Annotated in this window: 11 protein-coding genes and 2 tRNA genes; 5 read left to right on the top strand and 8 right to left on the bottom strand. The window is 41.2% G+C overall.

Features of this window, described 5'->3' with window-relative positions; all coding sequences use genetic code 11:
• Positions 1-19: 19 nt before the first annotated feature.
• Together pckA and xerD are read right to left on the bottom strand one after the other, a co-directional pair.
• Positions 20-1,639: a phosphoenolpyruvate carboxykinase (ATP) gene (gene pckA / locus W7W_RS0117945; RefSeq protein ID WP_010665041.1), complete on the bottom strand. Its 1,620-nt coding sequence runs from the start codon at positions 1,637-1,639 to the stop codon at positions 20-22.
• A 508-nt stretch (positions 1,640-2,147) separates the two neighbouring features.
• Positions 2,148-3,047 (bottom strand): site-specific tyrosine recombinase XerD, encoded by a 900-nt coding sequence (gene xerD, locus W7W_RS0117940; RefSeq protein WP_025007045.1) that lies wholly within the window; start codon positions 3,045-3,047, stop codon positions 2,148-2,150.
• Between the two features lie 332 nt (positions 3,048-3,379).
• Here xerD and aroQ point away from each other — a divergent pair, with 332 nt between their 5' ends.
• From aroQ to W7W_RS0117920, 4 genes are all read left to right on the top strand, one after another.
• Positions 3,380-3,793 carry a type II 3-dehydroquinate dehydratase gene (gene aroQ, locus W7W_RS0117935; RefSeq protein ID WP_010665039.1) on the top strand — a complete coding sequence of 138 codons (414 nt, stop codon included), beginning with the start codon at positions 3,380-3,382 and terminating at the stop codon, positions 3,791-3,793.
• 41 nt (positions 3,794-3,834) lie between these two features.
• Positions 3,835-5,274: a pyruvate kinase gene (gene pyk / locus W7W_RS0117930; protein ID WP_010665038.1), complete on the top strand. Its 1,440-nt coding sequence runs from the start codon at positions 3,835-3,837 to the stop codon at positions 5,272-5,274.
• A gap of 169 nt (positions 5,275-5,443) precedes the next feature.
• Positions 5,444-5,520 (top strand) — tRNA-Asp (locus W7W_RS0117925).
• A gap of 27 nt (positions 5,521-5,547) precedes the next feature.
• Positions 5,548-5,621 (top strand) — tRNA-Asp (locus tag W7W_RS0117920).
• 456 nt (positions 5,622-6,077) lie between these two features.
• Here the strand turns inward: W7W_RS0117920 and W7W_RS0117915 are convergent.
• The 3 genes from W7W_RS0117915 to W7W_RS0117905 are packed head-to-tail and all read right to left on the bottom strand — an operon-like array spanning position 6,078 to position 8,106.
• The gene (locus W7W_RS0117915) at positions 6,078-6,617 is read right to left on the bottom strand and encodes an RsmD family RNA methyltransferase (RefSeq protein ID WP_010665037.1); all 540 of its coding nucleotides are present in this window, start codon (positions 6,615-6,617) and stop codon (positions 6,078-6,080) included.
• Positions 6,608-7,462 (bottom strand): DUF3822 family protein, encoded by an 855-nt coding sequence (locus tag W7W_RS0117910; RefSeq protein WP_010665036.1) that lies wholly within the window; start codon positions 7,460-7,462, stop codon positions 6,608-6,610. The genes W7W_RS0117915 and W7W_RS0117910 overlap by 10 nt, the downstream gene beginning before the upstream one ends.
• A 14-nt stretch (positions 7,463-7,476) precedes the next feature.
• Entirely contained in the window at positions 7,477-8,106 is a 630-nt protein-coding gene (locus W7W_RS0117905; RefSeq protein WP_010665035.1) for a hypothetical protein, read from the bottom strand.
• 176 nt (positions 8,107-8,282) lie between these two features.
• Between W7W_RS0117905 and W7W_RS0117900 the strand changes: the two genes are divergently transcribed.
• On the top strand, positions 8,283-9,704 hold the full coding sequence (locus tag W7W_RS0117900; RefSeq protein ID WP_010665034.1) for an ATP-dependent DNA helicase: 1,422 nt from the start codon (positions 8,283-8,285) through the stop codon (positions 9,702-9,704).
• Between the two features lie 59 nt (positions 9,705-9,763).
• Here W7W_RS0117900 and W7W_RS0117895 read toward each other — a convergent pair whose 3' ends face one another.
• From W7W_RS0117895 to rfbC, 3 genes are all read right to left on the bottom strand, one after another.
• On the bottom strand, positions 9,764-11,521 hold the full coding sequence (locus W7W_RS0117895; RefSeq protein ID WP_010665033.1) for a phospho-sugar mutase: 1,758 nt from the start codon (positions 11,519-11,521) through the stop codon (positions 9,764-9,766).
• 137 nt (positions 11,522-11,658) lie between these two features.
• A complete protein-coding gene (rfbD, locus tag W7W_RS0117885; protein ID WP_010665032.1) occupies positions 11,659-12,525 on the bottom strand; it encodes a dTDP-4-dehydrorhamnose reductase in 867 nt (288 codons plus the stop codon).
• 8 nt (positions 12,526-12,533) lie between these two features.
• Positions 12,534-13,094 carry a dTDP-4-dehydrorhamnose 3,5-epimerase gene (gene rfbC / locus W7W_RS0117880; protein ID WP_010665031.1) on the bottom strand — a complete coding sequence of 187 codons (561 nt, stop codon included), beginning with the start codon at positions 13,092-13,094 and terminating at the stop codon, positions 12,534-12,536.
• Between the last annotated feature and the right edge of the window lie 5 nt (positions 13,095-13,099).

Below are 13,099 nucleotides of genomic sequence, written 5' to 3'. Positions count from 1 at the left end.
ATTATTCTCATTTTATGTTTCAAACAGTTACTTCATCTAGTTGGGGGCCAGCTGTAACAAGAGCTTTTCCTTCTTCATTATCTGTGTATTTAACAAAGTTTTGGATGAATCTGGAAGCAAGATCTTTTGCTCTGTCTTCCCATTCTTCAACATTGCTGTAAGTATCTCTGGGATCCAGAATTCTGGGATTTACCTCGTCAAGAGCTACAGGTACTTCCAGATTGAATACGGGAACGGTTTTGGTTTCAGAGTGTTCAATAGAGCCGTCAAGTATTCGGTCGATAATTGCCCTGGTATCTTTTATGGAAATTCGCTTTCCCGTACCGTTCCAACCGGTATTTACCAGGTAGGCAGTGGCACCTGCTGCTTCCATTCTTTTTACCAGTTCTTCTGCATACTTGGTAGGATGAAGTGAAAGAAAAGCTTCTCCGAAACAAGCGGAAAAACAGGGAACCGGTTCAGTGATACCTCTTTCTGTTCCTGCGAGTTTGGCAGTAAATCCGCTAAGGAAATGATATTTGGTTTGTTCGGGGGTAAGTTTGGAAACAGGAGGCATGACCCCAAAAGCGTCGGCAGTGAGGAAGATGACTTTCTTTGCGTGCCCGGCTCTTGATACGGGCTTTACAATGTTATGGATGTGATAAATGGGGTAGGAGACTCTTGTGTTCTCTGTCTTGGAGGAGTCGGTGAAATCAATTTTTCCATTTTCGTCAACACCTACATTTTCCAGAAGAGCATCGCGCTTTATTGCTTGATAAATATCAGGCTCAGCATCTTTGTCAAGGTTGATGGTTTTTGCATAACATCCACCTTCAAAGTTGAAAACACCATCGTCGTCCCATCCGTGTTCGTCATCTCCGATCAGAGCTCGTTTAGGATCTGTGGAAAGTGTGGTTTTTCCTGTGCCGGAGAGACCAAAGAAAATAGCCGTGTCCCCTTCTTTTCCAACGTTTGCAGAACAGTGCATTGCTGCAATTCCTTGCAGTGGAAGCAGGTAGTTCATCATGGCGAAAATACCTTTTTTCATCTCCCCGCCATACCATGACCCGCCAAGCACATGCATTTTTTCGGTGAGGTTAAAGACTGTATAAACTTCAGAGTTTAATCCATGTTCTTTCCATTTGGGATTTACCGTCTTTGCTGCATTCAATGAAACAAAATCGGGCTCTCCATAGTTTTCAAGTTCCTCCTCTGTGGGGCGGATGAACATATTTTTTACGAAATGTGCCTGCCAGGCAACTTCCATAATAAACCGAACTTTTAATCGGGTGTCGGGGTTGGCCCCACAGAACGTATCCATCACATAAAGCTTTTTTCCTGAAAGCTGTTGAATGGTGATCTCTTTCAGTTCTTCCCAAACCTCTGGTGAAGCAGGCTTGTTGTCGTTGGGGGCATGTTCCGAAGTCCACCAGATGGTGTTTTTAGTGGTTTGATCTTTTACAATATACTTGTCCTTAGGTGAGCGCCCTGTAAATACTCCTGTATCTACTGCAACTGCATCCAGTTCTGTGACAATACCTTTTTCATAACCTTCCAGGTTGGGGTTGGTTTCATCTTTAAAAAGGATTTCGTAAGAGGGATTGTGGACAATTTCTTTTACGTCCGTAATTCCATACTTTGTTAAATTTGGCTTTTGCATATTAAAGTTTTTTTACTTTTTGTAATACTCTTATGATGAGTTTTTTAAATCAAATCAAATCAAAAGTATAAAAAATACATTAATAAAGAAAAAAATCATTAAATGAATTTAATATTTATGGGCTGTTTTGTTTTAAATTGTTGGTTTAAAGTGTTTTAATTGCCGTGATTGACAAAATAATGTCTAAATGAAATGAACAAGAGTTTATATGAATTAGAATGACACAAATTTGAGAGAAATAATTGTTAAATTCAAGACATAAAAAGGTATTTAAGTATTAAATATATTTAAAACAAGATGTAGATGCAGTGGTGAGATTTTCTTTATCTAAGGTAGAACAGATGATAGAGCGTTTTATTAGATGCCGGGAGTGTCGTGAGAATCAATATGAATAAGGTAATTTATAAAGGTAAGTCAGCAGGCAGAGAGCAAAATGCCCGGAAAAAGCTTATTTTTCCGGGCATTTAATTTTTTTTATTATAGTAATATATATCAGTAGGTTTTCTGATTAGGATCTTGGATGGTACTGGATGATGGTATTTTTAAGGTATTCCTTGTCTAGGTGTGTGTAAATTTCTGTGGTGATAATGGATTCATGTCCAAGCATTTCCTGAACAGCCCTGAGGTTTGCACCTCCGTCGATCAGGTGTGTAGCAAAGGAATGCCTAAAGGTATGAGGGCTGATGTTTTTCTCAAATCCAAGTTTTTTGGTGATGTTTTTGATAATTGTAAAAATCATCACCCTTGACAATTTTTTCCCCCTCCGGTTAAGGAAAAGAATGTCTTCATGATCCGGGTGAACATTCAGGTTTCGGCGATATTCACTCAGGTAGAGGTTGATTTCCTTAATGGCCTTAGTGCTTATGGGAACCAACCGTTCTTTGCTTCCTTTGCCTTCGATTTTTACAAATCCTGATTCAAAAAACAAATTGGATATCTTTAAGTCAATCAGCTCTGAAACTCTGAGTCCGCAACTGTAAAGTGTTTCCAAAATAGCTTTATTTCTTTGTCCTTCAGCTTTTTTAGTATCTACGGCATTGATGATGGTATCAATTTCCTCAACGGATAGTATTTCAGGAAGTTTACGACCCACCTTAGGAGTTTCCAGCAAAGCAGTGGGATCCCGGTCAACTTTCTCTTCGATCAACAAGTATTTATAAAAAGATTTGATGCCGCTGATAATCCGTGCCTGCGTTCGTGGACTGATTCCTTTTCCGTTGACCCATTCAAGCATTTGTTTGAGGTGATCTAGTACAATTCGTTCCGGACTCAGGTCGTATTGTTTTTCCTTGAGAAACTGAACCAGCTTATACAGGTCAGTTATATAGGCGTGAATGGAATTGTCCGATAGTCCTTTTTCAATTTTCAGATAATTCTTAAACCCTTCAATTTCATTTTCCCATTTCATCATTTCTATGATTTGTTTTTATGGAGTGTCATCTGATTTTAATCATTTGGTATCTTCACGCACAATGGTCAGTTTTTAATAAGCAATATAAAATACCAAAATGATAATATTAGGTTAAAGTTGCAAAAAAATTTTATGTAAATGCAAATATTTTGTCTATTAATTTGCCATATAAACCTGAAATGTAATATATTGTTACAACAGGTAAAACAATGATTTGTTCTTTTGTGTATTAACAGGCTCTATTACAGTATATTTGGAAGCATTTTCAGGTTACTTTTTTTATTTTGCACCATTGTCGTATTTTTGCATCGGTTTAAATATTTAGTTTTATGAACATCCTCATTATCAATGGCCCGAACTTGAATTTATTGGGCGTACGGGAACCAGATACTTATGGGAACCAATCTTTCGATGACTATCTCTCTATCTTACAAAAAAAAATTTCTTCTGTTAAGATTGATTACTTCCAATCCAATTCTGAGGGTGAAATTATTAATAAAATTCATAAGTCGGGTTTTAGTGTCGACGGGATAGTCCTCAATGCTGGTGCTTATACGCATACATCGGTAGCTATTGCCGATGCAGTCTCGGCTGTAGCAGCTCCGGTGGTTGAAGTGCATATATCCAATGTGTTTAAGCGGGAAGAGTTCAGGCATCACAGTTTTTTGTCCCCTGTTTGTAAAGGGGTAATTGCGGGGTTTGGACTGGATTCGTATCGGCTGGCCATTGAATCTTTAATGTAGAGTTGAATAATCATATTTTTTATCTGAAAAAATAACAAGGAATGAAGAAATTCACCAAAATTGTGGCAACGGTGTCCGATCAACGATGTGAGGTTGATTTTGTCAGGGGACTTTTTGAAGCGGGAATGAATGTGGCTCGTCTGAATACTGCCCATCTGGATTTTGAAGGTATTAACAAAATTGTTACCAATATCAGGGAGGTGTCCGATGAGATTGCTATCCTGGTTGATACGAAGGGGCCCGAAGTGAGAACCACCATCTCTGATGAAGACATTGAGTTGAAGACAGGTTCTGAGTTATTGTTGGTGGGTGATCCGGATAGTAAAACAGATGAACGAAAAATCTGTGTTTCTTACCCTCATATTGCTGATGATGTTTCAGTGGGTAGTCATATCCTGATAGATGATGGCGAAATTGATCTTGAGGTAATTGAGAAGGACAATGGAGAACTCAAGTGTAAGGTTATGAACGATGGTACCCTCGGGAGCAGGAAGAGTGTGAATGTTCCGGGGGTTCGAATCAACCTGCCTTCGCTGACACAGCGAGATAAAGGGTTTATTCGCTATGCCATCGAGAATGAAATTGATTTTATTGCTCACTCTTTTGTGAGAAATAAGGAAGATGTAATCGAAATTCAGAAGATTCTGGATGAGCACGAAAGCCCTGTGAAAATTATTGCCAAGATCGAAAATCAGGAAGGTGTTGAAAATATTGATGAGATTCTTGAGAATGTATATGGTGTAATGGTGGCTCGTGGAGATTTGGGAATTGAAATTCCGCAGGAAAAAATACCGGGCCTTCAGCGCCAGCTTATCCGTAAGTGTGTGGAAGCAAAGAAGCCGGTTATCGTTGCTACCCAGATGTTGCACTCAATGATTAAGAATCCCCGGCCCACAAGAGCAGAAGTAACCGATGTTGCCAATGCCATTTATTATCGGACCGATGCGATTATGCTTAGCGGCGAAACAGCTTATGGAGCTTACCCCGTGGAGTCGGTAAAAACTATGGCCAGCATTGCCCGTGAGGTAGAAGCAGCTAAAGATAGTAGAAATGATATTCCGGTGGATGTGGTAAAGCATGATATTACCGCTTATCTGGCCGATACAGCAGTGAAAGCTTCACGTGAACTCGATATTAAGACTGTCCTGACCGATAGTCTTACAGGAAAAACTGCGCGTTATCTGTCGGCTTTTCGCGGACAGAATGCTGTGGTTGCTTTGTGTTACAATAAAAGGGTAGGTCGTGAGCTTGCCTTGTCGTACGGGGTTTTTCCTGAGTTAACCGAGGCAGGTAGTTCAAAGGGAGAAATTTTGAAGAAAACATTGAACCGGCTTCAGGAGGTTAAGGTAATCAACAATGAGGATTTGATTGCCTATCTGGGGGGTAGTTTCGGTATCGGTGGTGGTACCACTTACCTTGAAATTGTTACCGTGGAAGCTCTTTTGAAGAAAACAAACCGGTTTGTCGAAAATGAAGAGTAATTTTTTTAAATAATTACTATTTTATCAACCGCCAATTTATCAAATAGTTAAATTGGCGGTTCTTTTTTTAATGAAAAAAAAGGTCAAGAAAATTGCATTTTGTATTGCAGGAATGAAAAGAACCGTTATCTTTGCAACGCTTTAAAACAAAAGGGTAGCGCTCTTTTCTGGTCTGGTAGTTCAGTTGGTTAGAATGTCGGCCTGTCACGCCGAAGGTCGCGGGTTCGAGTCCCGTCCAGACCGCCACCAGAAAATATTAAAGAGCTCCCTTTTGGTCTGGTAGTTCAGTTGGTTAGAATGTCGGCCTGTCACGCCGAAGGTCGCGGGTTCGAGTCCCGTCCAGACCGCAAAAAAAAAGTCACTGATTTATTTCAGTGGCTTTTTTTTGTTTCAGGAGATGTGAGTTCGGACCACATGCAAAACCTGGGTCTAGTTCCTTTTCGCACCACTAAAAAGTTTTGTTGTCGTTCTTTTTGTTTTGTCTTGTTTATCCCCTGGAATGAATTCCAGGATTATAAGATGGGGCGCTCCTATGGAGCTTTGACGATGTTTTAATCCCAATATGCACGATACATGCCGTTGTCGGGGATTTAATCCCTGGGCTTGGAGATTCAATTTGTTGTTCAGGGGTTTTGTTGTGGCCTTTTTGTTTTCTGTTCGCTGGAATGAGCTGTAGAATTATAAGATGAGTCGCTAAGATGGAGCTTTGATGGCTTTGTAGTGCCATAGGCACGGTTCATATTGCTGGTCTGGGATTTCAATCCCAGAGATTTAGTTTTCGGGCAGATTTCCGACTTCATCGATTATTTGTGCTGAAAAAACGAAAAGTTTACTTTCCCGTAATTGCGTTGTTGCCAAAAATTGGGATGATCTTCGAAGTTGTTATCGGGACCATGTTCTAAAATGAATATGCCTGATGATTGAAGAGCTTTGGATTTGATTATAATGGATGGTAATTCCTTCAAATGAGGTAGGCTGAAGGGAGGATCAGCGAAAATCAGGGAGTAGGCTTTGTTTTCTTTTTGGAGGTATTTAAACACATCAGCTTTTACGATTTTGATGATTCCGGATAATCCAAATGCTTCAGAGGTAGTCTTTATGAATTTGAAGTGGGGAAAACTTTTTTCCACGGTGGTTACCGAAATTGCTCTACGAGAGGCAAACTCATATGAAATTGCTCCTGTGCCACCAAATAGATCCAAAACTTCCTGGTCCTCAAACGAAATCAAATTGTTCAGGATGTTGAACAGGCTCTCCCTTGCCTGATCTGTTGTTGGACGGGCTTTGAATGAGGCTGGTGGCGAGAATCGTCTGCCTTTTAATTTTCCACTAACTACACGCATCCTGCAAGACTGAAAAGGTTATGAAACTGGTGGCCGGGAATATCTCTGAATAGGTAACTGTACTGAAAACCGGATGGAAGCCCGGGTTGCTTAATATGTTTAAGGTATTTCCCAAGCTTCTGTTTAATTGCATCAGATGAAGGGTGATGACCAATAAATAGTACTTCTGCCGTGGAGGGGGATATCTGTAATTGTTCGAAGACAAAAAGGGTAAAATAAATGAGATCATCTTCCCCGTTTATCTCAAAGGTGTTGCAAAGCCTCAGATTATTTTTTTCCAGAACCACCAGGTCAAAGAAGCGGTTTTGAACGTTTATTATTACCTGACTTTTGCTGTTTCCCGGTCTGCTAACGGCCAGTTTTGTCTCTGTCATGGGGACATACTGATGAAAGAACAGTGGTTCCGGAAATTGACGCTTAAAGAGACTTTTGAGCCTTTCGGGAATGGTGAAAATAGTGCAGGCATCTGCCATTTTCATATTGGTATGGGCAATGTCATTTCCTGACGGAATCTGGTGCGTGAAGCTTAACCATTTGTGGGCTTCGTCGGGCTGAAAAAGGCCTGATGGAACCAGTGTTGAAACCGGCGAGGGAATCAGAACAAAAACTTTTTTATAGGGTAAGTTTAAGAGTTCATTGTCCCTGAAGATCTGTTCGGCAATTTCCGGAAGTTCTTCAGGTGTCAGATTTTTAAATGCAAAATGCCGAAATTGTACATATTTGTTCCTGACAGGATCGAGTGTACAAAAAGAAAATCCATCCAGGCTTGCCTGGATGGATAAAAAATATGACGATGTAATCGTTGTATCGTAAGTTTCGTCAACCACAGAGAGGTCAGGAATCATAAATAAAATTTTTGTTATTCCCAGTTACCGGCGCTGTTATTGGCCTCAGTGAGTGAACCAACTTTCAATCCCGGATATCTTTCGTACGCAAGGTCTGCATCGTTCAGGTTAATAATTTCCTGCTCTTCAAGACCATTGAGGTAAGTGTTGTTGTGTACTTTTGCTTCAAAAATTGGAACTTCAACCCCGGAAGCTGTATTGATTGTTGTGGCCTCCATTTGGAATTCTTCTTTGCTGGTAAATGGTACGTACCTTAGTGAGTCTGGGATGAAGTTTTTGTTGAAAAGTGAATCTTTTACAGAAACAAAAATAGTATCCCTTTTGATGATTCCTCTTTTCAGAGCTTCTAACTCGGTCATTCCTGCTTCCAGCATGCTGTCAGTCAGACGTCCTTCCATTTTAACAAGACGAAGAGAATCATTGTTGATAAACTCAATGAGGGTGTCAAAGCTGCCGGTAAATTTCCCGTTCAGAGTTTTATAGGCCCGTTGAGCTTCGCGGATTCCTTCCAGTCTTTCAATTACTTTTTCTTTCCTTTCGTTGTGTGCCTGCTTGAATCTTACTGGCTTTTGAATGCTCTCTACACACAGATAACCCAATGCAAGAATGGCAACTGTCAGAATAATCTGGATTGCTGTTTTCATTATTTTTCGGATTTTGTTTTTTATTTGAAAGCACAAATTTATAAAAAAAATCAAACCTTCATTTCTTTATCTGAAATAATTCGCAAATCTTTGTGCATTATTGTTTCAGCGCTTGTAAAATATGGTATTGAAGTGGAAATGAAATCAGGCTGTTTCGAGGTACAAATTGGTTGGATATGCTGCAGGATTTTTTAAAGACAAAACTGATTGATGGTTTAGGTTTTTTGCCTACTGCGTCACAGGAGGAGGCAGCCGGTGTACTCGGAGAGTTTCTGGCAACACCAACGGACCGGTCTGCCTTTATTTTAAAAGGATATGCCGGAACCGGAAAGACTACCATGGTTAAGGCGGTTGTACAGGTACTTTCGGAACTGAAACAGAAAGCTTTTTTGTTGGCTCCAACCGGACGCGCGGCGAAAGTTTTGTCCAATAGTGTGGGAATGCCTGCTTATACCATCCATAAAAAAATTTACCGGCAACAGTCATCCAGGGACGGGTTTGCCGCTTTTGATCTGAATAAAAATCTTCATAAGGATACTTTATTCGTTGTGGATGAGGCTTCTATGATTGCCAATGATGGAAGTGCCAGCCTTTTTGGGTCCGGTCGTCTGCTGGATGACTTACTGAAGTTTGTTTTTTCTGCTTCCAATTGCAGCATTCTGTTTATCGGAGACGACGCACAGCTTCCACCGGTGGGTATATCTCTTAGCCCGGCTTTGGAGAAGGGGAATATTGAAGCTTATGGCCTTATGGTTTACAATGCCACACTCACTGATGTGGTTCGACAAAAGGCAGACAGCGGTATTCTTACCAACGCGACTCATTTACGCGACATGCTTGGGAGCGGTGTTCAGGACGGCTCTTATCCTGCTTTTGTGGTTGATGAATTTCCTGATTTTTTTCGCATTACCGGTGCTGAGCTGATGGAGGAACTCGACTATTGTTACAGCCATTTTGGTCAGGAAGAGACTTTGGTGGTATGTCGTACCAATAAAAGAGCCAACCTTTACAATCAGGGTATCCGAAACTCCATGCTTTTCAGAGAGGAGGAGCTTACCGTTGGGGATTATCTTTTGGTAATGAAAAACAATTATCATTGGGTTAAAGAGGATGATAAAGTTAATTTCATTGCCAATGGTGATATTGCAGAGGTGGCACGAATTACCGGCCATCAGGAGCTTTACGGGCGCAGGTTTGCTGATGTGGTGCTGCGGCTTGTAGATTATAAAGAGGTGGAACTGGATGTAAAGATTCTGATGGACTCAGTTTCGCTTCCGGGTGCCGGTCTTAGACAGGATGAGCAGGAAGCTTTCTTCTATAAGATCATGGAAGATTATCAGGATGAACCGGATTCCAAAAGACGCTTTGACAGCACCCGGGAAAATGACTTTTACAATGCTTTACAGGTGAAATTTGCCTATGCAATGACCTGTCATAAATCTCAGGGTGGCCAGTGGAAAGCAGTTTTTGTAGACCTCGGATATTTTACGGAAGAGTATCTCTCTAGGGATTTCCTGAGGTGGCTTTATACTGCCATAACCCGTGGTACTGAGCGGGTTTACCTGGTTAATTTCCCGGATGCATTTTTTGGGGATTAGGCAATATAAAAAAAGGGTTATGCAGGAAGCAAAACCCTTTTACAAAATTCACTTTTCTTCTATTCGCCCACTTCCATGTCGGTCATGATGCTGTCTATCTTTTTCAGTGCTTTGGCCGATACAGAGTTAAACTCCTCCCGGTTCTTCATATTGTCTCTCACTTCAAAATAGAACTTTATTTTTGGTTCTGTTCCGGATGGACGAACCGAGACTTTGGAACCATCCTCTGTAAAGAACTGCAGTACATTTGAGGTGGTGGGTTTATCGGTAATGTCGGTCGTTTCTCCTGAGATAAGATTTTTTGCTTTTAAGGTCAGATAGTCCTTCATCAGGCTTACCTTTGAGCCGCCAAGTTGTGCCGGAGGGGTGTCTCGGAATTTTTTCATCAAAGCTTCAATCTCTTCTGCACCGCTTTTGCCTTTACGCACGATGTATTTCATCTTTTCCTGAGAGAATCCGTTTTCGATGTAAATATCTTTCAGCAAGTCATAAACCGATTTGTTCTGATCTTTTGCCCATGCAGCAATCTCACTAATCATAACAATCGAACCCACGGAATCTTTATCTCTGACATAATCACCGGGCATAAAACCATAGCTTTCTTCGCCTCCGCAAATGTATTTTTTGATGCCCTCGTTTTCGCGAATCACCCCTGCGATCCATTTAAAGCCGGTATATGTGTCAAAACATTCCACACCTGCTTGATCGGCAATGGTCTTTATTAGTTCGGAGGTAACGATGGTTTTAACGGTAAATTCTTTTCCTGTAAGCATTCCCTTTTCTTTCCATTGGTTCAGCATATACCAGGTGAGCAGTATGGCAGTCTGGTTTCCGTTGACCAGCACGAACTCATTCTCCTCGTTACGTACGGCAATACCCAGACGGTCTCCGTCGGGATCGGTTGCTATAACAATGTCGGCATTGGTTTCTTTTGCTTTATTGATGGCCATTTCCAGGGCTGCCGGTTCTTCCGGATTGGGAGAGATCACAGTGGGAAAATCGCCGCTTACCACGTCTTGTTCAGGAACATGAATCACGTTTTTGAATCCCATCCGTTCCAGGGCTGCAGGCACCATTTTTACTGTTGTTCCATGAATAGGACTGAATACAATCTTCATGTCCTTTTGCCTTTGTACCACATCCGGATTAAATGAAAGTGCTGTTACTTCCTGAATGAATTTTTCATCCATGGCGGCCCCGAGCGTTTCAATCAGTTCTTCGTTGCCATCAAATTTTATGTCTTCCACATCAGTGATGCTTTGGACTTCATTGATAATGTTTTTGTCGTGTGGTCCCAGTATCTGTGCACCATCTTCCCAGTAAGCTTTATATCCGTTGTACTCTTTGGGGTTGTGAGAAGCGGTAAGAATGATGCCACTCTGACACTTGAGTTCTCTAATGGCATAGGAGATTTCCGGAGTTGGCCTCAAATCTTCAAAAATAAATGCCCGAATTCCATTTGCCGAGAATATATTTGCAGCTGTTTCAGCAAAATAGCGACTGTTGTTCCTGCAATCGTATCCAATGACTACTTTTATTTCCGGGAGATTACTGAACTCTTTCTTCAGATAATTGGCCAGTCCCTGAGTGGCAGTCCCTACAGTATAGCGATTCATGCGGTTACTTCCAACCCCCATAACTCCCCGCAAACCACCGGTACCAAATTCCAGATCTTTGTAGAAAGCATCAATCAACTCTGAGGAGTCGTTTGCATCCATCATCTTTTGTACTGAAGCTTTTGTCTCATCATCATATTTTCCGTTAAGCCATTGATTTGCTTTTTCAATTACTTGTGCAGGGATTTTTTCTTTAGTCATGACAGTATGTTTTTAGTTTTATTCTTATTTTTTTCTGGTGCAATATTTTTTTGGGAAGCCTGATGATACAGGTCTTTTCCCATTAACAGGGGCAGCTCGCGGATGGTTTGAGAAAGTTAAACTTCATGCTTATTACATTATAATTTTCTGAGGCATTTTCTCAGGCTATCCTGCCAATGTGTAATTTCTATATCATAAGTCTGTTTTATTTTAGACTTGTCCATCACTGAGAAGTATGGTCTGGGAGCAGGTGTGGGAAACTGGTCCGATTCAACAGGGGTAACCTTACATGAGATGCCTGTTTCATGAAAAATGGCCTTGGTGAAATCGTACCAACTGCAGACTCCCTCATTGGAAAAATGGTAAACTCCCGGAATAAATTCTTTTTTATCTGTAACAACCTTTTCTATGATAGTGAGAATGGTATTTGCCAGATCGTCGGCCAGGGTAGGGGTGCCCACCTGATCGAAAACCACATTCAGCGAATCCCGTTCCCTGCCCAGCTGTAGCATGGTTTTTAAAAAGTTTTTTCCATAGATAGAATAGAGCCATGAAGTTCGGATAATAATACTTTGAGGTTGTTGTTGCAACACATCCAGTTCGCCCTGAAGTTTTGATTTTCCATAAACTGAATCTGGTGTCTTAGAATCATCAGGTTTCAGGGGCTGGAAATGGGTTCCGCCAAATACATAATCGGTTGATATGTGTATGAAGTATGCTCCCATTCGTGCTGCTTCTGCTGCCAGTTCATTGGCGGCTTCGGCATTTAATCGCCATGCGGGGGCAGTATCTGTTTCCGCACGATCCACTGCGGTATAGGCAGCGCAATTAATGATGAAGTCGAAATTCTTGTCTTTAAAATAATTGCTGATGGCTGATGCATCCATTAAATCCAGTGTATCAACAGTGGTGTGGAAAAAATCAGCCCATTGTATATTTTCTGCTTGCTCTGTTAGTGTGCTTCCCAGTTGACCTTCACGTCCGATGATAAGTATTTTTTTCATAAAGTTCTTTAGTGTCTGAATACAAAATTACGTTCAGCTTCCTTAAATGAAGGAAGTGCCTGATCTTTTCCCGATACGATGGCTTCCTGTTCGGGAATCTGCCAGTCTATATTTAACTGAGCATCGTTAAAGTTGATTCCTCTCTCAGCTTCCCGGTTGTAAAAATTGTCACATTTGTAATGGAATAGTACCTCCTTGCTCAAGACAGAGAAGCCGTGAGCAAAGCCGCGGGGAACAAAAAACTGACGGCGGTTTTTCTCAGAGAGTTCTATGGAATAATGTTCGCCAAAGGTGGGAGAACCCTGCCGCAAATCTACTGCGATATCAAGCACCGTTCCTTTCAGGACCTGGATGAGTTTTGCCTGTGAATAAGGCGCAAGTTGATAATGGAGTCCCCTGATTACACCGCGTACCGAAGAGGAAATGTTGTCCTGTATAAACCGGGTGTCAAATCCTGCTGCTATATATCTTTCCTGATTGTAGGATTCAAAAAAATATCCCCGTTGATCTTCAAAAACGTCGGGTTCAATGATTAATAAGCCGGGAATTTTTGTTTGCAATATCTGCATATTCG

Origin of the sequence: Marinilabilia salmonicolor JCM 21150 (assembly GCF_000259075.1) — a bacterium.
Classification (GTDB): domain Bacteria; phylum Bacteroidota; class Bacteroidia; order Bacteroidales; family Marinilabiliaceae; genus Marinilabilia; species Marinilabilia salmonicolor.
Note: the sequence above shows the minus strand (reverse complement) of the source record. Positions and strands in the feature narration are given on the sequence as shown.